Annotated in this window: 17 protein-coding genes; 5 read left to right on the top strand and 12 right to left on the bottom strand. The window is 62.4% G+C overall.

Annotation, left to right across the window (positions count from 1 at the left end):
- Nucleotides 1-18: 18 nt before the first annotated feature.
- The 3 genes from AC245Y_RS18410 to AC245Y_RS18400 all read left to right on the top strand — a co-directional run bounded on the left by AC245Y_RS18410 (nucleotide 19) and on the right by AC245Y_RS18400 (nucleotide 3,073).
- The gene (locus AC245Y_RS18410; RefSeq protein ID WP_017995116.1) at nucleotides 19-819 is read left to right on the top strand and encodes an inositol monophosphatase family protein; all 801 of its coding nucleotides are present in this window, start codon (nucleotides 19-21) and stop codon (nucleotides 817-819) included.
- Nucleotides 820-931: 112 nt separating this feature from the next.
- The gene (locus AC245Y_RS18405; RefSeq protein WP_017995115.1) at nucleotides 932-2,038 is read left to right on the top strand and encodes a MotA/TolQ/ExbB proton channel family protein; all 1,107 of its coding nucleotides are present in this window, start codon (nucleotides 932-934) and stop codon (nucleotides 2,036-2,038) included.
- Nucleotides 2,039-2,041: 3 nt separating this feature from the next.
- Nucleotides 2,042-3,073, top strand: a complete 1,032-nt coding sequence (locus AC245Y_RS18400) for a peptidoglycan -binding protein (protein WP_017995114.1) — start codon at nucleotides 2,042-2,044, stop codon at nucleotides 3,071-3,073.
- A 92-nt stretch (nucleotides 3,074-3,165) separates the two neighbouring features.
- Here the strand turns inward: AC245Y_RS18400 and AC245Y_RS18395 are convergent, their stop codons facing one another.
- The 5 genes from AC245Y_RS18395 to AC245Y_RS18375 all read right to left on the bottom strand — a co-directional run bounded on the left by AC245Y_RS18395 (nucleotide 3,166) and on the right by AC245Y_RS18375 (nucleotide 8,453).
- The gene (locus AC245Y_RS18395; RefSeq protein WP_017995113.1) at nucleotides 3,166-4,422 is read right to left on the bottom strand and encodes an RNA polymerase sigma factor; all 1,257 of its coding nucleotides are present in this window, start codon (nucleotides 4,420-4,422) and stop codon (nucleotides 3,166-3,168) included.
- A gap of 7 nt (nucleotides 4,423-4,429) precedes the next feature.
- Nucleotides 4,430-4,768, bottom strand: a complete 339-nt coding sequence (locus tag AC245Y_RS18390; protein ID WP_017995112.1) for a YciI family protein — start codon at nucleotides 4,766-4,768, stop codon at nucleotides 4,430-4,432.
- A gap of 272 nt (nucleotides 4,769-5,040) precedes the next feature.
- Nucleotides 5,041-5,229, bottom strand: a complete 189-nt coding sequence (locus AC245Y_RS18385) for a YegP family protein (protein ID WP_003552601.1) — start codon at nucleotides 5,227-5,229, stop codon at nucleotides 5,041-5,043.
- 285 nt (nucleotides 5,230-5,514) lie between these two features.
- Nucleotides 5,515-6,507, bottom strand: coding sequence for a Bug family tripartite tricarboxylate transporter substrate binding protein (locus AC245Y_RS18380; RefSeq protein ID WP_017995111.1), 993 nt, complete (start codon nucleotides 6,505-6,507; stop codon nucleotides 5,515-5,517).
- 143 nt (nucleotides 6,508-6,650) lie between these two features.
- Nucleotides 6,651-8,453, bottom strand: coding sequence for an ABC transporter transmembrane domain-containing protein (locus tag AC245Y_RS18375; RefSeq protein ID WP_017995110.1), 1,803 nt, complete (start codon nucleotides 8,451-8,453; stop codon nucleotides 6,651-6,653).
- Nucleotides 8,454-8,645: 192 nt separating this feature from the next.
- On the opposite strand from AC245Y_RS18375, the gene rpmE reads away from it, so the two are divergent.
- The gene (gene rpmE / locus AC245Y_RS18370) at nucleotides 8,646-8,867 is read left to right on the top strand and encodes a 50S ribosomal protein L31 (protein WP_003542805.1); all 222 of its coding nucleotides are present in this window, start codon (nucleotides 8,646-8,648) and stop codon (nucleotides 8,865-8,867) included.
- Between the two features lie 190 nt (nucleotides 8,868-9,057).
- On the opposite strand, the gene rcdA is transcribed toward rpmE, so the two are convergent.
- From rcdA to AC245Y_RS18355, 3 genes are all read right to left on the bottom strand, one after another.
- The gene (gene rcdA, locus AC245Y_RS18365) at nucleotides 9,058-9,573 is read right to left on the bottom strand and encodes a protease adaptor protein RcdA (protein ID WP_003542804.1); all 516 of its coding nucleotides are present in this window, start codon (nucleotides 9,571-9,573) and stop codon (nucleotides 9,058-9,060) included.
- A gap of 391 nt (nucleotides 9,574-9,964) precedes the next feature.
- The gene (locus AC245Y_RS18360) at nucleotides 9,965-10,156 is read right to left on the bottom strand and encodes a DUF1192 domain-containing protein (protein ID WP_012758889.1); all 192 of its coding nucleotides are present in this window, start codon (nucleotides 10,154-10,156) and stop codon (nucleotides 9,965-9,967) included.
- Between the two features lie 41 nt (nucleotides 10,157-10,197).
- The gene (locus AC245Y_RS18355) at nucleotides 10,198-11,496 is read right to left on the bottom strand and encodes an MFS transporter (RefSeq protein WP_012758888.1); all 1,299 of its coding nucleotides are present in this window, start codon (nucleotides 11,494-11,496) and stop codon (nucleotides 10,198-10,200) included.
- 173 nt (nucleotides 11,497-11,669) lie between these two features.
- Between AC245Y_RS18355 and AC245Y_RS18350 the strand changes: the two genes are divergently transcribed.
- Nucleotides 11,670-11,834: a hypothetical protein gene (locus tag AC245Y_RS18350; protein ID WP_003542801.1), complete on the top strand. Its 165-nt coding sequence runs from the start codon at nucleotides 11,670-11,672 to the stop codon at nucleotides 11,832-11,834.
- 46 nt (nucleotides 11,835-11,880) lie between these two features.
- Here AC245Y_RS18350 and AC245Y_RS18345 read toward each other — a convergent pair whose 3' ends face one another.
- The 4 genes from AC245Y_RS18345 to AC245Y_RS18330 form a co-directional block, all read right to left on the bottom strand.
- Nucleotides 11,881-12,804 (bottom strand): PhzF family phenazine biosynthesis protein, encoded by a 924-nt coding sequence (locus AC245Y_RS18345; protein WP_017995109.1) that lies wholly within the window; start codon nucleotides 12,802-12,804, stop codon nucleotides 11,881-11,883.
- Nucleotides 12,805-12,960: 156 nt separating this feature from the next.
- Nucleotides 12,961-13,986 carry a class I fructose-bisphosphate aldolase gene (locus tag AC245Y_RS18340; protein ID WP_012758886.1) on the bottom strand — a complete coding sequence of 342 codons (1,026 nt, stop codon included), beginning with the start codon at nucleotides 13,984-13,986 and terminating at the stop codon, nucleotides 12,961-12,963.
- A 225-nt stretch (nucleotides 13,987-14,211) separates the two neighbouring features.
- Complete coding sequence (locus AC245Y_RS18335) at nucleotides 14,212-15,414, bottom strand: phosphoglycerate kinase (protein ID WP_012758885.1); 1,203 nt, start codon at nucleotides 15,412-15,414, stop codon at nucleotides 14,212-14,214.
- Between the two features lie 70 nt (nucleotides 15,415-15,484).
- Nucleotides 15,485-17,359 (bottom strand): potassium/proton antiporter, encoded by a 1,875-nt coding sequence (locus AC245Y_RS18330; protein WP_012758884.1) that lies wholly within the window; start codon nucleotides 17,357-17,359, stop codon nucleotides 15,485-15,487.
- Nucleotides 17,360-17,627 lie beyond the last annotated feature (268 nt).

The following is a 17,627-nucleotide window of genomic DNA, read 5'->3' as shown; positions in this document are numbered from 1 at the left end:
CCAAGGAAAAATGCGCCGATGGCCCGTTCAGCTCTTCTCAATGTCATGGTTCAGGCTGCCCTCAAGGCAGGAAAGTCGCTGGGGCGTGATTTCGGCGAAGTGCAGAACCTGCAGGTTTCCGTGAAAGGACCGGGCGACTTCGTTTCCACCGCCGACCGCAAGGCCGAAAAGATCGTCAGGGAAGAGCTGCTCAAGGCGCGTCCGACCTATGGCTTCCTCGGCGAGGAAAGCGAGGAAATCAAGGGCACCGACGGCGCGCATCGCTGGATCGTCGACCCGCTCGACGGCACGACGAACTTTTTGCACGGCATCCCGGCCTTCGCTGTCTCGATCGCGCTCGAACGCAATGGCGAGATCGTCGCCGCCGTCGTCTTCAATCCGGCGACCGACGAACTCTATACCGCCGAGCGCGGCGGCGGCGCCTTCCTCAATGATCGGCGCCTGCGCGTCGCCGCGCGCCGGGCGCTGTCGGATTGCGTCATCGGCTGTGGCGTGCCGGCGCTCGGCAAGCGCAATCACGGCAAGTTCCTGGTCGAGCTTCGCCATGTGATGGGCGAAGTGGCGGGCATCCGCCGCCTGGGTTCGCCGACGCTTGATCTTGCCTATGTCGCTGCCGGGCGGTTCGACGGTTTCTGGGAAGTGGAGCTTGCGCCGTGGGACATGGCGGCCGGCATCCTGCTCATCCGCGAAGCCGGCGGTTTCGCCACCGACTGGGAGGGTGGCGCGACGATGCTGGAGAGCGGCACAATCGTCGCCGGCAACGAGATCATCCACAAGGCGCTGATCGAAGTCGTCAAGCGGCCGGTTCCCGCCAAGTGACCGAACGAAAATCCGGCTGTTGTAAAGTCACGGTTTTCTCCCCGGCATACTTCAATTCGGCACAATGTTGTTCTAGTCTCCGCCAGCAGGGAATCCGGAGGCTGCGTAACCTATGGAAAATGTGAATGTGGCGGAGATCGGCTCCACCGAAAAGACGGCGGGCATTTATGCCAACAGGCTTTCGAGCCCCATGCCCTTCCTCTGGACGATGCTGCTTTTCCTCGTCATCGTCGGTTTTATCGCCGCTATCCTCTTCCGCCAGACGCAGACCGCCTTCATGCACAATCCGGGCCTCAACGGCCTGATCGTCGGCGTTCTCGCGGTCGGAATCATCCTTGTTTTCAACCATGTACTGGCGCTTCGCCCCGAGGTCCGCTGGTTTAATTCGTTCCGCGCCGCCGGCAGCGTCGACAAGGTCAACCGCAATCCGCGGCTGCTTGCGCCAATGCGGGCGCTGCTCGGCAGCCGCAAGTCCTCAGCGTCGCTGTCGACGACGGCGCTGCGCTCGATCCTCGATTCGATTGCCAGCCGCCTCGACGAATCGCGCGACGTTTCACGCTACCTGATCGGCCTCTTGGTCTTCCTCGGCCTGCTCGGCACCTTCTGGGGCCTCATCGGCACGATTGGTTCGATCAGCATTGTCATCCAGTCGCTCGATGCCGGTTCGAACGGCACCGGGGACGTGCTCTCGGCGCTGAAGGAAGGCCTTTCCACGCCGCTTTCGGGCATGGGCCAGGCCTTCTCCTCCTCGCTGCTCGGCCTTTCCGGTTCGCTCATTCTCGGCTTCCTCGACCTGCAGGCCGGCCGCGCGCAAAACCGCTTCTATATGGAGCTGGAAAACTGGCTCTCCTCGGTGACGGATGTCGGCTCCGATCATCTTGCCCCGGCTCTCGACGCGGTTTCCGGCGCTTCGTCGGACGACATGCGCGCGCTCTCCGATTATCTGCGCAAGGTCTCGGAAGAGGGTGGTGCCGGCAGCCAGCGCTCTGTCGCGGCCATGGCGAGCCTTGCCGAAGGCATTCAAGGCCTCGTCAAGAACATGCGCAACGAGCAGCAGATGCTGCGCGACTGGATCGAGGCACAGCAGGACGAGGCGAAGGCGATGCGCCGCACGCTCGACCGGCTTGCCGAACGCATCGGCGTGCAGGAGCGCGCAGGCGAGAGGGGCGAGCGTTTGCGCGACCGCGCCAGCCAGGCAGAAAAGAGCGAGGGCAAGTAAGCCATGGCTCTAGCCCGCAACCGGCGCCGCGAACGCACGGTCGATTATTGGCCGGGCTTCGTCGACGCGCTGTCGACGCTGCTCATCTCCATCATGTTCCTGCTGACGGTCTTCGTCGTCGGGCAGTTCATACTCAGCCGTGAGATCACCGGACGCGATGAGGTGCTCAATCGTCTTAACAGCCAGATCAACGAGCTGACGCAGCTTCTTGCGCTGGAAAAGGGCAGCAACCAGGATCTCCAGGATTCTGTCGCCAATCTGCAGGCCTCGCTTGCCAGCGCCGAAGGCGACCGGTCGCGGCTGCAAGCGCTGCTGAGTGCCGGTTCGGGCGGTCAGGATGCGGCGCAGAAGCGGATCGGCTCGATGACGCAGGAGCTCGACGAGCAGAAGCAGGTGAGCGAACGAGCGCTCAGCCAGGTCGAACTGCTAAACCAGCAGATCGCAGCGCTTCGCAGCCAGATTGCCGCCGTCGAAGCAGCCCTTCAGGCGTCGGAGGATAAAGACCGGGTCTCGCAGACCAAGATCGCCGACCTCGGCAGCCGCCTCAACGTGGCGCTTGCCGCCCGTGTCCAGGAGCTGAACCGTTACCGTTCCGACTTCTTCGGCCGTCTGCGGGAGATCCTCTCGGACCGCGAAAATATCCGCATCGTCGGCGACCGGTTCGTCTTCCAGTCGGAAGTGCTGTTTCCCTCGGGCGGCGCCGATCTCAACCCGGAAGGGCAGACCGAGATGGCGAAGCTTGGCGCGGCCCTTCTCGATCTCGCCAAGGAAATTCCGCCGGAGATCAATTGGGTGCTGCGCGTTGACGGCCATACGGATAATGTGCCGCTTGCCGGAACGGGCCGCTATCGCGACAATTGGGAGCTCTCCTCGGCGCGCGCGATTTCGGTCGTTAAGTTCCTGATCGCACAAGGCGTGCCGGCCGACCGGCTGGTTGCCGCCGGCTTCGGCGAGTTCCAGCCAATCGCGCCGGGCGAAACGCCGGATGCGCGCTCTACCAACCGCCGCATCGAGCTGAAGCTGACCGAGAAGTGATTTCAGCGCCGCGCCTCTTCGAAGACGCACAAAGGACGCCGAAACACTTTGAATGGCTGCATAACTCCTTAAATCGATTCCGATTTAAGGAGTTATGCAGGGGGCTGACATTGCCGCTGCACACCCTTTAACCGGCCGGCGAGAAAGTCGCGCACGGCGGGGCTGTCGCTGAGGCCGATCGCCGTCATATAGGCGTCGGCTGCGGCGGCATTGTCGCCGGCCTGCGCCTGAAGATAGGCACGCACGGCCCAGTAAGGCTGATAGGCTGCCACGTCGCGCGGATCGAGTTTGTCGAGCCGCTCCAGGCCGGCATCGGCGCTGAAGGCCCTGCCGATCACCGCAGCTTGGCTGACGCGCGCACCCACCGTCGGCTTCATCATCACCAGCGCCGCGTAGAGTGTCGTCAGCGCCTGCCAGTCGGTCGTTCCCGATAGCCGGCGCGCTGCATGCACGGACTGGATCGCTGCCTGGCATTGGAAGGGGCCGAAACGGTCGAAGCTGCCGGCCTTGCGCAGCAGCGCATCCGCCTCGGCAATCATGATCGCGTTCCACGCGGCCGTATCCTGCTCGTCCAGCGGCACATATCGGCCGCTACCGTCGCGCCGGGCGCTGCGGCGGGCTTCGCAGTGAAGCATCAGCGAGAGCAGGCCGACAGCTTCGGGTTCGTCCGGCAGTACCGCCAGTAGCGCGCGGCCGAGCCAGATCGCCTCGCCGGCGAGCGAATGGCGTTCGTTCTCTCCGTCAAGACCGTCCCAGCCAAGACCGTAAGCCGCGTAGATCGCCGAAAGCACCGCCGCCAACCGGCCCGGCAACGCGGGGCGAGGCGGAACGGCGAAGGGAATGCCGGCATCGCGGATCTTCAGCTTGGCCCGCACCAGCCGCTGGCCCATCGCCTCGGGTGAAACGACGAACGATCGGGCGATGGTCTTTGCCTCGATGCCGAGAACTGTCTGCAGCATCAGCGCCGTATGCACGGAGCTGTCGATGGCGGGATGGGTGCAGGCGAAGAGCAGCTTCAGCCGCTCATCGGGAAAGACGGCGCTGCCGGCCGCGTTCATGCGTTCCTCCGCCTCCTCGAAGGCGACCGATATCGTCGTTTGCGCATTGGCCTCGACGGTGCGGTGGCGGGCCGCCTGCATGAGGTTGCGGCGGGCAGCCACCAGCAGCCAGGCTTCCGGATTGCCGGGAACGCCGCGCTCCGGCCAGACGCGAAGGGCCGAAGCCAACGCTTCCGACAATGCATCCTCTGCCGCCGGCACGTCACGCGAGCGGGCGGCGAGGAAGGCGATCAGCTTGCCGTACGACTGACGCGCCACCTTTTCGGCAGCGCGTCCGGCATCGGGCTGCATTGCCGCCTCACATCTGCAGGCGCGGGCGCACCTCGACCGAACCCTTGTCGGAGATCGGAACGCGGGTCGCCCATTCGAGCGCGGTGTCCATGTCGGGGACGTCGATCAGATAGAAGCCGCCGAGCTGTTCCTTACCTTCCGGATAGGGACCGTCCTGAACATCATGGTCCCCGCCTTTGCGGCGCACGATCGTGCCGGTCTCCGGGCCTGTCAGTCCGGCGCCGCCGGTCATGATTCCTGCCTGGGCGAGCGCCTGGCTGTAGGCGACCCAGCCGTCGCGATAGACGGGATCGCCGCGGCGAGCGAAATCCTCGGCGGCTTCGCGAATGATGAGAGCATATTGCATGGAAAACTCCTGATCTCGTTGCTGACGTTGATCCGGGCATCCCGATGTCGGGGATCGAGATCCCGAAAGCCGTGAAGCCCGGCGGAGCGGCGCGGCCGTTCCGAAACAATGAGGCGCGGCCACCGGTCGTTTCGACATGGCTTTCAAAAAAATATGCTAAAAAGAAAAATGGCGCCCGAAATCGCAAGCAAGCGAGCCGAGCTCAAGGGCGCCGGCGCTGCTTACGGGCGCGAAAGGGCAGGGCGGCAATCATGCCGCCGCTGCCGGTCTGCTCAGGATTCGGCCTTCGTCTGATCGACGATTTCGGCACTTGGCGTGTTCTTCTTGATGGATTCGATTGCACTCATGGCGGACGCCTTCGCCTTGTAGCCCTCTGACGAGAACATAGCTTCCCCGTTCGATGCTTTGAAGCGGAAGCGGAACTCGCCGGCCTTATCCTTATAGACTTCGAATTTATACATAGATGTCTCCCGAAATCCCAAAACGCTGAATTGCAACCATCAGCTTAGCGGAGGCTAGATCAAAATGGCGAGCTTTTCCACTGCCTTAATCAGGATTGGGTTGCTTAGCGTCCAATTGTCACCGTTTCCATTGGACGCAAGCGAATGAGGGGGCGCCAGCGCCTATGCCGAGAACAGGATGATTTCAGCCCGGGTCGGCCTAAAATCTGAATCCTGTTCTCATTTAAAGAATAGAGCATGATGTCATCCGAAAGCCGCTCACACTTTTCGGCATCATGCTCGGCATCACTCCATCTGGATGTTGGCGCCCTTGACGACCGGTCCCCATTTGGCGAGTTCGGCCTTCACATGGGCGGCGAGTTCTTCCGGCGTCGAGCCGACGATGGTGGCGCTGAATTCCTTCATGCGTTCAGCGACAGCTGGGTCGGCGAGAGCCTTTTTAGCCGAGGCGTTGAGGCGCATCACCACTTCGTTCGGCGTCTTGGCCGGGGCGAAAAGCGCGTTCCAGGTATAGGTCTCGTAACCTGGAATGCCTGACTCGGCGACGGTCGGTACGTCGGGGAAGGACGGCGCACGCTCGGCCGTGGTCACCGCCAGCGCCCGCAGAGTGCCGGCCTTGATGTGGCTCGACGAGGAGGGCAGGTTGTCGAACATGATCGGCACCTGGTTGCCGATGACGTCGTTCAATGCCGGACCGGCGCCCTTATAGGGGATGTGTTGCATGCTGACGCCGGCCATGGACTTGAAGAGTTCGCCGGAAAGATGCAACGGCGTGCCGTTGCCCGATGAGGCGTAGCTGTATTTGTCTGGCTCGGCCTTCAGTAGCGCGACGAGTTCCTGCACGGTCTTTGCAGGCAGTTCCGGATTGACGACCAGCACGTTCGGCACGACGACGAGCAGCGAGATCGGTGCGAAATCCTTTTCGGCATCATATGGCGTCGATTTCAGGATCAGCGGATTGAGGGCGTGGGTCGCGACCGTGCCCATCAGGATGGTGTAGCCATCCGGTTCGGCGCGGGCGACGTTACCGGCGCCGAGATTGCCGCCGGCGCCGGCGACGTTCTGGACGATCACCTGCTGGCCGAGATCCTCCGACATCTTCTGCGCGACGATGCGGGCGACGACATCGGTCGAGCCGCCGGCCGCGAAGGGCACGACCATGGTGATCGTCCGATCGGGAAAATCCGCAGCAGTGGCAGACGCGCTGACGGCAAGGGCCGCAAGCACACCGAAACCGAGCGCAAGGCCCGTACGTCGCGTCATATCGGAAAGCGCCATTCCTATCTCCTCCCAAGGATTTCAGCAGCAATATCCCCACCCCGGGGAATGAAGAGGTTAGGGCAGGACGCGCGAAAGACAACCGCAGAGAGGCGTGGCGGGTTCAGACTTTAGTCGCTGTTGGCGGGAGAAGTGCGCGCCGGCTATTTCGCGGCGGCGAGCACATCCTCATTGGCGGCGTCGAATTGCAGCCGCGCCAGCCGCGCATAGATGCCGCCGTGACGGATCAGGCTCTGATGCGTGCCCTCTTCGACGACCCGGCCCTGATCCATGACGAGAATGCGGTCGGCCTTCAGCACGGTTGCCAAGCGATGGGCGATGACGAGCGTCGTGCGGCCGTCCACCAGGCCGTCGAGCGCCTTCTGCACCAGCGTCTCGCTTTCGGCGTCAAGCGCCGAGGTCGCCTCGTCGAGCAGCAGCACCGGCGCGTTCTTCAGGATGGCGCGGGCGATGGCGATGCGCTGGCGCTGGCCGCCGGAGAGCGTGATGCCGCGTTCGCCGACCTCGGTCTCGTAGCCCTGGTCCAGCCGGGCGATGAATTCGTCGGCCTGCGCGGCAAGGGCTGCGGCGCGGACCTCGTCACGCGAGGCGCCGGGACGGCCGAAGGCGATGTTGTCATGGATCGAGGCGGCAAAGATGGTGACGTCCTGCGGCACGATGGCGATGCGCTGGCGCAGCTCGTCGGGCGTCGTCAGCTGCGCGTCGACACCATCGATCTTCACGCTGCCCTGCTGCGGATCGTAGAAGCGCAGCAGCAGCGAAAAGACGGTGCTCTTGCCGGCACCGGAAGGACCGACGATGGCGACGGTCTCACCTGGCGTGATCGCGAAGCTTAAGCCATGCAGCGCCGATTTGCCGGGGCGCGAAGGATACGCAAAATGCACGCCTGAGAATTCGACGCGGCCGCGGCTGGGCGACGGAAGCGGCTCAGGGCTGGCGGGGGCTGTGATCGGCGAAACCTCGTCGAGAAGCTCGGTCAGCCGGTCTGCGGCGCCGGCTGCCTGCGAAAGTTCGCCCCAGACCTCCGACAGTGCGCCCAGCGAACCGGCGGAGATGACGGCATAGAGCAGAAACTGGCCGAGCGTGCCGGCCGAAAGCGTGCCGGCAAGCACGCTATGGGCGCCGACCCAGAGCACGGCGACGACACTGCCGAAGATCAGCGTGATGGCGATCCCGGTCAGCAGCGCGCGCGAGCGAATGGCGGCGCGGGCAGCCTCATAGGCGGATTCGACGGCGGTGCCGTAACGCGTTGCCGCGGCGTCTTCGCCGTTGAAGGCCTGGACGGTGCGGGTCGCGGCGATCGTCTCGTTGGCGAAGGCAGAGGCGTCGGCGAGCGTATCCTGGGCGGCGCGTGAGCGTTTGCGCACCGAGCGGCCGAAGGCGACGAGCGGGAAGACGATCAGCGGGATCGCTCCAATGACGAGGCTCGAAAGCTTCGGCGAGGTGACGATCATCATGCCCATGGCGCCGATACAGAGGATGAGGTTCCTCAGCGCCACCGAGGCGGTGGCGCCGACGGCGGACTTGATCTGCGTCGTATCGGCGGTCAGCCGCGAGACGATCTCTCCGGACTGGTTGACGTCGAAGAAGGAGGGCGACAGCCGCGTCACATGGGCAAAGACGTCACGGCGAAGATCGGCGACAATGCGCTCGCCGATGGTGATGACGAAATAATAGCGCAGCGCGCTGGCGACCGCGAGCACGATGGCCATGACCATCAGCATGGCGAAGTAGCTGTTGATGAAGCGGCCGTCCGACTGGGTGAAGCCGTGATCGATCATGCGGCGCACGGCGAGCGGCAGCGCCAGCGAGGTGATGGCGGCAAGCGCCAGCGACATCAGCGCACCGGCCACCAGGCCGCGGTAACGCATGACATAGGGTGTCAGCCTGCCGAGCGGTCGCAGCGATCGCTTCTTGTTTTCCTCAGCCCGTGCCTGCTCTGCCAAATCGTCTCCGATCGCCCGCAGGACCCGCGCAATGCGGCCTGTTGGCTCTTGTTATCTAGGCGTCCTTCATGTATAGGCACCGCATCCTAATGGGAAGCCGTAGCCATCCGACTGCGGCTTCATTTATTCAATCGGTTCGTTGGCCGCAACTGCATGCGGCAAATTGAACTCCGGTATCGCAGGAAGATTGTTATGAAGGCAGGCATCCATCCCGAATATCACATGATCAAGGTGGTCATGACCGATGGCACTGAGTACGAAACCCGCTCGACCTGGGGTTCGGAAGGCGCTGTCATGAACCTCGAAATCGATTCCAAGTCGCATCCGGCCTGGACCGGCGGCAACCAGCAGCTCATGGACCGCGGTGGCCGCGTTTCCAAGTTCAACAAGCGTTTCGGCGGCCTCGGCCTCTAATCGCTTCTGCTCGACGGAATTCGAAGAGAGCCCGGTTTCGCCGGGCTTTTTTGCGTTCGCAATGGCTCACAGCGCCGCGCGTCTTTTTTGTACGCGCAAAGGATGCTTCAGGAATGCCGGTGTTCAGCGGAAAACAAAAAACCGGCCGCGTAAGACGCAGCCGGTTTATATCGAATTCTTCCGGATCCGGTCAGTTGTTGCCGAAGGCGGTCTGCAGCAGGGAAAGCTGGGCCTGGACGCTGTTCTGATTATCATGAACGATCACTGCTTCGGACGGGCGGTAGATCTCGCGGTCGAGCAAGGCAATGCGGTTCTGCAGACGCAGCGAGCGTTCGACGAGGTCGCGGAAGGATTCGGGCAGATCACCCCAGCCGGGCGCGGCGCGGTCGACGTTGAAGCCGTCGAGGCGAACCTTGTTCTTTTCGGCCAGCACCTGGTCACGGGACATTTCGCCATTGTTGACGGCACGCTGCAACAGCAGCCAGGAAGCCATCTGCATCAGGCGGGTGGTGAGACGCATCGATTCCGCGGCGTAGAGAACCGAGGCCATACGCGGCAGAACCTTGGAGGCGGCACGGCCCTGGCCGTCGAGATAGGCGGCAGTCTCTTCGACCAGCGACATGCCTTCCGCGTAAAGTGCCTTGAACTGCGAGGATGCAGCGGCGCGGCCTGCAAAACTGATCGTGTTCAATCCAACTTCCGACATCGCAATAGTCCCTGTTCGCACGCAGCTACATATATTCAGGTAACGCCGGCACCGACGGAAAAGTTTCCAGGCCCGGTCTTTATGACTTTAAGATGGTATCATTAGCCCAAATGCGCAAGCCGTTTCTTAAGAAAGGGTTAATCTCCACAGTTTCGTGGAAGTGCGCCGGCCATAGGAAAAAGAAGAGCCGCAAACGCGGCTCTCAAGGTAAAACAGGGAGAAAAATCAGACCAATTCACCGCTTGGGAAACTGTCTGAGATCCAGAGGAAATCCGGATGAATATAGTAATACCTTATAAAGCTTAATATTTTATTAACATTGTGCTGAATTAAGACTTGGGGCTAGCTGTTTTATCCGCCCATAGCCTTGTATTTCGGGGTTTTTAGCGGATCACGAGCGGAAGAAGCTTTCCGCTGCCTGCCGCCCGGAGGCCTTGCGACCGGCCTCGGCCTCGAGGCGTGCGATCTCCGTCTTCAGCAATTCCACCCGCCCCTTCAATTCGTCGACCGAAAGCATGGAGAGATCCGCGCCGATCTCATGGGCGACTTTCTTCTGCGGCCGCTCGTCATCGATGAAGCTCATGGTTCGTCCTCCGTTCGCTGCGCACTTTTGCTGGAATTGTTCTAGCCGAACTTTACAGCAGGATCGCCGCTTTCGGGAGACTTTTCCGTTTCGGGAGGTTTGCCGGCGCCGCGATCGGCAAGCGACATGCTTTGCGGTGTCAGCATCTGCGAGGTGCCGGTCGGGATCGTCGTGTAGGCGTCGCGGTCGCTGGCCGGCACGGCGGCGCGGATGCGGCTCCTGATGATGGCGTAAACGGTGATCAGCACATGGGCGATGGCGGTGACGAGGAAAAGCGCATGCGGGGTGATCGCCGACATGACGGGACCGCTGAGCGTCGGGCCGATCATCGTGCCGATGCCGTAAAGCAGCAGCAAGCCGCCGGAGACCTTGACGAAATCCTCCGAGGCCGCGAAGTCGTTCGCGTGGGCGACGGCGATCGGATAGAGCGTATTCGCCACCGCGCCGTAGAGGACCACAAGCCCGATCAGCAAGGCGGGGGACGTCGGGTGGAGCAGAAAGATCAGCAAGCCGGCAAGGGCGGCGATCCCCGACATGGCGGCGAGCACGTAGCGCCGGTCGATGCGGTCGGAAAGCCGGCCGGCCGGCAGCTGCATCACCGCCCCGGCGAAGATGGTGGCGCTCATCATGACGGCGATGTTGGTGTCGGACAGGCCGGCGCCGGCGCCGAAGACGGCGCCGAGCGTGCCGTAGGCGCCGTTGGCGATGCCGACGAGCAGGATGCCGAGGCAGGAGACCGGCGAGTTGCGATAGAGCGCCGGCAGGTCGAGGCGCACCGCCTTCAGCGGCTGCGGCGAAGCAGCGGTCGACAGCGTCGTCGGCAGCATGGCGATGCAATAGAAGATGCCGCAGATCATGAACAGAACCGGCGTGCGCACATCCTCGAGCGGGATCATCATCTGGCCGCCGACGACGCCAAGTAGTGTGATGCCGATATAGAGCGAGAAGATCATGCCGCGGCTCTCGTTGCTGGCGCGCTCGTTCAGCCAGCTTTCGATGATCATCGACGTACCGGCAGTGGAGAAGCCGGTGACGGCGCGCAGGACCACCCACCAGACCGGATCGATGATGATACCGCTGACCAGCGCGATGATGGCGATGATCGAGATGAAGCCCGAAAAGGCACGCACATGGCCGACGCGGCGCACGATCTTCGGCGCAACCAGGCAACCGATGACGAAGCCCCCGGCCCATGAGGTGCCGAGCAGGCCGAGCGTCGTCGTTGCGTAGCCTTCGAGATTGCCGCGGACGGGGAGCAGGATGCCCTGCAGGCCGTTGCCCATGAAAAGGAAGAGCGTGCCAAAGAGCAACGCGGCGACGGACAGCAGATTTCTCTTCATTTCCCCAGACTCGGTCTTAGCGATTTGCAATGGACATAAGGCAAGACCTGCCTCAGCCCAGCCTCAAGATGATTGATTGTGCCCCGGAATATCTTTACGGCGTGTCGAGATCCTCTTGTTCGCGCGGAAAAATGTCCGTCCTGTGACATTCCGAAAAACGGAAAAAATAAAGCATGACAAAGCTGATAGCCTTGCTGCTCATCCTTGCCATGGCGATACAGGTGATCAAGCCGCTCGGGCTTCCCGGCCTAAGGCGGCGGATGGATTTCTGGAAGCTCGCGCTGATCGCTTTCGCGGTGTGGGCAGTGGCTCTGCTTTCGCGCGATTTCCTGATGTAATCCTTGGATTATATGTAACCCGGGGATTACGGCCGACCTGCGACCGTCAGTCCTGCAAACTGATTTCTCCGCGCATGACGGAAACGCAGCCTCCCGAGATGACCACATCGGTGACGGTGCCGTCGGATTTCGCGACATCAAGAGTGATGACGCTGCGGCGGCCCATTTCGACGCCCTGTTCAATGGTGATGCGGGCGTTCATGTCGGCCTCCGGCGCAAGCGAGACGAGATAGGCGCCAAGCGCAGCTGACGCGCTGCCCGTTGCCGGATCTTCGGGCACGTTATCGAGTGGCGCGAACATGCGGGCGCGAATACTCCATGGATTTTCGGCTGTCCTCACGTAGACGAAGAGCGAGAAGTCGTGGCCGCTGGTCGTCTGGCGGCCGGCAGCTGCCTGAAACCCGGCAAGGTTGGGGCGGGCGGCGGCCAGCGCTCCAAGCCCGTTCAACTCGGCGACGGCGAAGTTCAGCCCGACCGAGACAAAGACCGGTGCATGGGTGGTGTTGACGATGGCGCCGGGGTCGAGCGAGACACAGCCGGCGACGGTTTCCGCGGCTATGGTGTCGCCGATCGTCAGCGGCTGCGGCGCGCGGATGGCGGCAGCAGCAACCCTTCCGCCCTCGCGTTTCAGGCTGACTTCGACGATGCCGGCCTTTTCCTCGAAACGCAGCGTATCGCCGACTGGCTTGCCGAAGATCTCCGCCTGTTGGCCGATCACATAGGCTGTGCCGACATTCGGATGGCCGGCAAAGGGTATTTCCATCGTCGGGGTGAAGATGCGCACGCGGGCGGAATTTTGCGGGTCTTCCGGCGGCAGGACGAAGGTGACTTCGGAATAATTGAACTCGGTGGCGATCTTTTGCATCGCCGCGTCGCTCAGACCGCGCGCATCGGAAATGACGGCAAGCGGATTGCCCTCGAAGCGGGTGGAGGTGAAGACATCGACGGTGACGTAGGAGAGGGTGTTCATGGCGGCTCCTGTTGTGACAGGGCGCTATGAGTAGTCACGGTTTTCGAGGGAACGAAGCGGTTTCTTGTCGCCGTGACAATCGGAGGAAAAGAAACGGCGGAGAGGGCAGGAAGCTGCGTTCGCCGCTCCCTGCCCAACGTTCAAGGCTCCAAAAACTCAGGCGGCCTTTTCCAGGTCCTTCTTCCAGTTGCCCTTGGCGGCGAGGCTGTTCATCTCGGCGCGGTGGGTGAATTCGCGCTGGCCGGCAGCGACGTTTTCCTGCTTGCCGTTCCAGGCCTTGAGCGCGCTGTCCTGCAGGGCGCGGCCGTAGGAGAAGGTGACGAACCAGGGCAGGTCGCCGCTGGCATTGATCGCCGAAAGATGGGCTGTCGCTTCTTCGGTCGTCTGGCCGCCGGATAGGAAGGCGATGCCCGGAACAGCGGGCGGAACGGTCGCCTTCAGCACCTTGACGGTGCGCTCGGCAACTTCCGCGACCGAGGCCTTGCGGGCGTTCTTGCCGTCGATCACCATGTTCGGCTTCAGGATCATGCCTTCGAGGTTGACGCGGGCATCGGCCAGTTCTTCGAAGACGATGCGCAGCGTGGATTCGGTCACTTCGGCGCAGCGGTCGATATTGTGGTCGCCCGGTTTGCCGTCCATCAGGCATTCCGGCTCGACGATCGGAACGATCCCGGCCTCTTGGCAAAGTGCGGCATAACGAGCAAGCGCCTGAGCGTTGGCGCGGACGGAGCCGCGGGTCGGCAAGGTTGACGAGATGGCGATGACGCCGCGCCACTTGGCGAAGCGGGCGCCGGCTTCATAATATCTGGCAAGGCGCTCGCCGAGACCGTCGAGGCCCTCAGTGATGGTTTCAGCCGGATATTTGGCCATCGGCTTGGCGCCGGTATCGACCTTGATGCCGGGAATGGCGCCGGCGGCGCGGATGATATCGACGAAGGGCGTACCGTCCGCCGCCTTCTGGAACAGCGTCTCCTCGAAGAGGATGACGCCGGAGATATATTTCTTCATCGCCTCGTCGGAGCGGAAGAGCATTTCGCGATAGTCGCGCCGGCTGGTTTCGGTCGATTCGAGATTGATCGCGTCGAAACGCTTCTTGATGGTGGAGGTCGATTCATCGGCGGCGAGCAGCCCCCGGCCGCCCGTAACCATCTGCACTGCAATGTCTTCCAGTCGTTCGCTCATTTCGTTCTCTCCACAACAATAAATATCGGCACTTCAGGAATATAGAACGCGGATAACAGAAGTTTATAGGGAGGAAAATGGACGGCTAAGTCATTGAAACGATTGAATTCAATTCAATCGTTTGAAAGTTGGGATTTTTTTCGTCCTCTGAGCAAAAGACCGCGGAAGCTGTTTTTTCTTCCACGGTCTATCCACATGTAAAATCTGCGAAATCAATCTTGGCAACTATCTAGCAGCGTTGAGGACGGCGACACCGGGAAGCTCTTTGCCTTCCATCCATTCGAGGAAGGCGCCGCCGGCGGTCGAGACGTAGGTGAAATCGTCGGCAACGCCGGCATGGTTGAGCGCCGAGACGGTGTCGCCACCGCCGGCAACGGAGGTGAGCTTGCCGGCTACCGTGCGCCCAGCGGCGTATTTCGCAGCAGCGACCGTTGCGGCATCGAAGGGTTCGATCTCGAAGGCGCCGAGCGGGCCGTTCCAGACCAGGGTTGCGGCACGCTCGATCCAGGCGTTGATGGCCTCGATGGATTTCGGGCCGACATCGAGCACCATGGCATCGGCGGGAATGGCGTTGATATCGACAGTCTCGTTGGCGGCGCCCGCCTTGAACTCGCGGGCAATCACGCCATCCTCGGGCAGGATGATGGCGCAGCCGGCGGTGGCGGCCTCGATCATGATCTGCTTGGCGGTTTCGGCGAGATCATGTTCGCAGAGCGACTTGCCGACATTGGTGCCGCGGGCGGCGATGAAGGTATTGGCCATGCCACCACCGATAACGAGCGCATCGACCTTCTTCACGAGGTTCATCAACAGGTCGATCTTGGTGGAGACCTTGGCGCCGCCGACGATCGCAACAACAGGGCGAGCCGGTTCGCCGAGGCCCTTTTCCAGCGCCTCCAGCTCGGCCTGCATGGTGCGGCCGGCATAGGCCGGCAGGTGGTGGGCAAGGCCTTCGGTCGAGGCATGGGCGCGGTGGGCGGCCGAAAAGGCGTCGTTGACGTAGATATCGCCGTTGGCGGCAAGCGTCTTGGTGAAGTTGGAGTCGTTGTTTTCCTCGCCCTTGTGGAAGCGGGTGTTTTCCAAAAGCAGAATATCGCCGTCATTCATCGCGGCAACGGCGGAGGCGGCGGCTTCGCCGATGCAGTCGGAGGCCGTCAGCACGGCATGATCAAGCACTTCCTCGACGGAAGGGGCGATCAGCGACAGCGACAGATCCGGCGACGGGCCATCCTTCGGCCGGCCGAAATGGGCCAGCAGGATCACCTTGGCACCCTTTTCGGACAATTCGAGGATGGTCGGCGCCACACGTTCGATGCGCGTCACATCGGTGACCTTGCCGTCTTTCACCGGGACGTTGAGGTCGACGCGGACGAGAACGCGCTTGCCGCGGATGTCGGAAAGATCGTCGAGGGTCTTGAAAGAAGGCATGGGGAGGATCCTGTCGTGGTTGGCGAAAGTTGCGCCGAACATAGCAAGGATCATTCGAGACGCAAGGCGTTCAGCGGCCGTTTTCGCGTGTGCCTTCGTCGCGTCCGGCCGGTGGTTTCGGGGGGCTTTCGGAGGCTGCGGTTTCCCGGTTCCGGCGTCCATTCAGCCGGTCGCGGATGCGCTGGGTGATGTCCTTGAGATTGAGGAAGATCGGCAGCGTAATTGCCGGTTCGACTGCTTCGAGCGACATGCCGACGGAGGTGATGTGATCGTGCTCGTCGAGATCGCGGACGATGAGGATGATCGAGCCGAGGCGGACGCGGTCGGCATAGTCGGCCTTGCCGCCGAGGCGCTGCCGCATCAATTCGGCGATCGTCAGGCCCCTTTCGGATTCGTTGAGCAGGCCGGGGCCATAGGCAGCATCGAGATCGGCGGCGGGGCGGGCGGGGGAGAGCGCGAAGGCCCCGAAGAATTCGGCATCGTCGTCATCGACAGGCGCCCGGCTGGCGAAGAGCCGGTCAAGCAGGCGGGAATAGCTCGGCACGATGAAGAGATAGACGAGATCGTGCTCGCGCAGCCGCCCGGCATATTGGTAGCGCATGGACTTGCCGTCGCGGATGACGAGCGACGGGGTCGCCCAGCGCGGAATGCGCTCGCCGCGCAGTACCGGGCTATCCTTGATGACGCGGTAGGAGAGCAGTTCGTGGTTGGCCGCGCCCGGCAGGTCGACCTCGACCTTGTCGACGGCGCCGATGCGCGGCGGAATGATGAGGCCGAGCTTCTTGGCGACGGGCTTGATTGTCCAGCCCTGGAGGAGCAGCGAGACCAGCACGATGATGAAGGCGGTATTGAAATAGATCTGGCCGTTCTCAAGCCCGCCGAGGATCGGCATGATGGCAAGCAGGATGGAGACGGCGCCGCGCAGGCCGACCCAGGCAACGAAGCCGATTTCCTGCTGCGTGTAATCGAAGGGAAGCAGCGACAGCCAGATCGCCAACGGCCGGGCGACGAAGATCAGGAAGAGGGCGAGCAGGATGGCCGGCACGATGATGACAGGAAATTGCGATGGCGTGGCGAGCAGGCCGAGCACCAGGAACATGATGATCTGCGCCAGCCAGGTCATGCCGTCCTGGAAGCGCTTGATGGTGCCGATCGCCTGCATCTTGCGGTTTCCGGCGTAGATGCCGGCGACGTAGACGGCGAGGAAGCCGCTGCCGCCAACCGCGCCGGTGAAGGAAAAGACGAGAAGAGCGAGCGCCAGCACAAAGATCGGTGTCAGGCCGCGATCGGTATCGAGCCTGCTGACGATCAGCACGATCATCATGCCGCCGAGCAGGCCGAGAATGACGCCGAGGCCCATCTGCTGCACGAACATGGCGAGCATGCCGATATTGATGCCGGCATAACGCTCGCCGCTCGCCAGCACCTCGACGAGGGCGATGGTGAGGAAGATCGCCATCGGGTCGTTGGTGCCGGATTCGACCTCCAGCGTCGAGCGCACCTTGTCGCGGATGTTGATGCCGCCGATGCGCAGCAGGAAGAAGACGGCGGCGGCATCGGTCGATGCGACGATCGAGCCGAGCAACAGGCCTTCCAGCCAGGTGAAATTCAAAAGCCACATGGCGGCGAAGGCAAAGAGCGAGGCGGTGATCAGCACGCCGACCGAGGCGAGCGCCAGAGAGGGCACGGCCGCGAGCCGAAAGGCCTGCATCGGCGTGCCGAAGCCGGAATCGAAGAGGATCACGGCCAGGGCGATGGAGCCGAGAATATAGGCGAGATAATTATTGCTGAACTCGATGCCGAGACCATCGACGCCGGCAGCAAGGCCGATCATCAGGAAGAGCAGCAGCAGGGGGGCGCCGAAGCGGAAGGCGAGCAGGCTCGAAAAAGCGGCAAGAAGCACGAGCGCCGTCGAAACCAGCACCACGATATAGAACGCTTCCATGCCCACCCCTTTCAATCGACTGCTTCGCGAACACAGCCACCCCCGGCCGATCCGCCTTTATTCAACCCCTCCATCACGCGCTGCGATCCGTCAGTAAACGGCAAAACGTCAGAGAAGGGTAGGCCTTGCGGCTTAACCTCGTCGCGATGCTGCTTCATGCTGCTGAACGGCTGCCGGACGGCCAACCGACACGGAATGCTACGGGAGAAATTCTCTATAAAGAATGTATAGGAAAATCAGGCGAGAGCAGGGCAAAAGAGACAGGCAC

This window comes from Rhizobium sp. SRDI943 (assembly GCF_057653695.1).
This window is presented reverse-complemented; position numbering and strand designations above follow the sequence as displayed.

What these genes read in the sequence shown, in the direction of transcription:
- AC245Y_RS18410 (WP_017995116.1), top strand. Translation starts at nt 19, where the DNA reads ATGGCCCGTTCAGCTCTTCTCAATGTCATGGTTCAGGCTGCCCTCAAG.
- AC245Y_RS18405 (WP_017995115.1), top strand. Translation starts at nt 932, where the DNA reads ATGGAAAATGTGAATGTGGCGGAGATCGGCTCCACCGAAAAGACGGCG.
- AC245Y_RS18400 (WP_017995114.1), top strand. Translation starts at nt 2,042, where the DNA reads ATGGCTCTAGCCCGCAACCGGCGCCGCGAACGCACGGTCGATTATTGG.
- AC245Y_RS18395 (WP_017995113.1), bottom strand. Translation starts at nt 4,422, where the DNA reads ATGCAGCCCGATGCCGGACGCGCTGCCGAAAAGGTGGCGCGTCAGTCG.
- AC245Y_RS18390 (WP_017995112.1), bottom strand. Translation starts at nt 4,768, where the DNA reads ATGCAATATGCTCTCATCATTCGCGAAGCCGCCGAGGATTTCGCTCGC.
- AC245Y_RS18385 (WP_003552601.1), bottom strand. Translation starts at nt 5,229, where the DNA reads ATGTATAAATTCGAAGTCTATAAGGATAAGGCCGGCGAGTTCCGCTTC.
- AC245Y_RS18380 (WP_017995111.1), bottom strand. Translation starts at nt 6,507, where the DNA reads ATGGCGCTTTCCGATATGACGCGACGTACGGGCCTTGCGCTCGGTTTC.
- rpmE (WP_003542805.1), top strand. Translation starts at nt 8,646, where the DNA reads ATGAAGGCAGGCATCCATCCCGAATATCACATGATCAAGGTGGTCATG.
- rcdA (WP_003542804.1), bottom strand. Translation starts at nt 9,573, where the DNA reads ATGTCGGAAGTTGGATTGAACACGATCAGTTTTGCAGGCCGCGCCGCT.
- AC245Y_RS18360 (WP_012758889.1), bottom strand. Translation starts at nt 10,156, where the DNA reads ATGAGCTTCATCGATGACGAGCGGCCGCAGAAGAAAGTCGCCCATGAG.
- AC245Y_RS18355 (WP_012758888.1), bottom strand. Translation starts at nt 11,496, where the DNA reads ATGAAGAGAAATCTGCTGTCCGTCGCCGCGTTGCTCTTTGGCACGCTC.
- AC245Y_RS18350 (WP_003542801.1), top strand. Translation starts at nt 11,670, where the DNA reads ATGACAAAGCTGATAGCCTTGCTGCTCATCCTTGCCATGGCGATACAG.
- AC245Y_RS18345 (WP_017995109.1), bottom strand. Translation starts at nt 12,804, where the DNA reads ATGAACACCCTCTCCTACGTCACCGTCGATGTCTTCACCTCCACCCGC.
- AC245Y_RS18340 (WP_012758886.1), bottom strand. Translation starts at nt 13,986, where the DNA reads ATGAGCGAACGACTGGAAGACATTGCAGTGCAGATGGTTACGGGCGGC.
- AC245Y_RS18335 (WP_012758885.1), bottom strand. Translation starts at nt 15,414, where the DNA reads ATGCCTTCTTTCAAGACCCTCGACGATCTTTCCGACATCCGCGGCAAG.
- AC245Y_RS18330 (WP_012758884.1), bottom strand. Translation starts at nt 17,359, where the DNA reads ATGGAAGCGTTCTATATCGTGGTGCTGGTTTCGACGGCGCTCGTGCTT.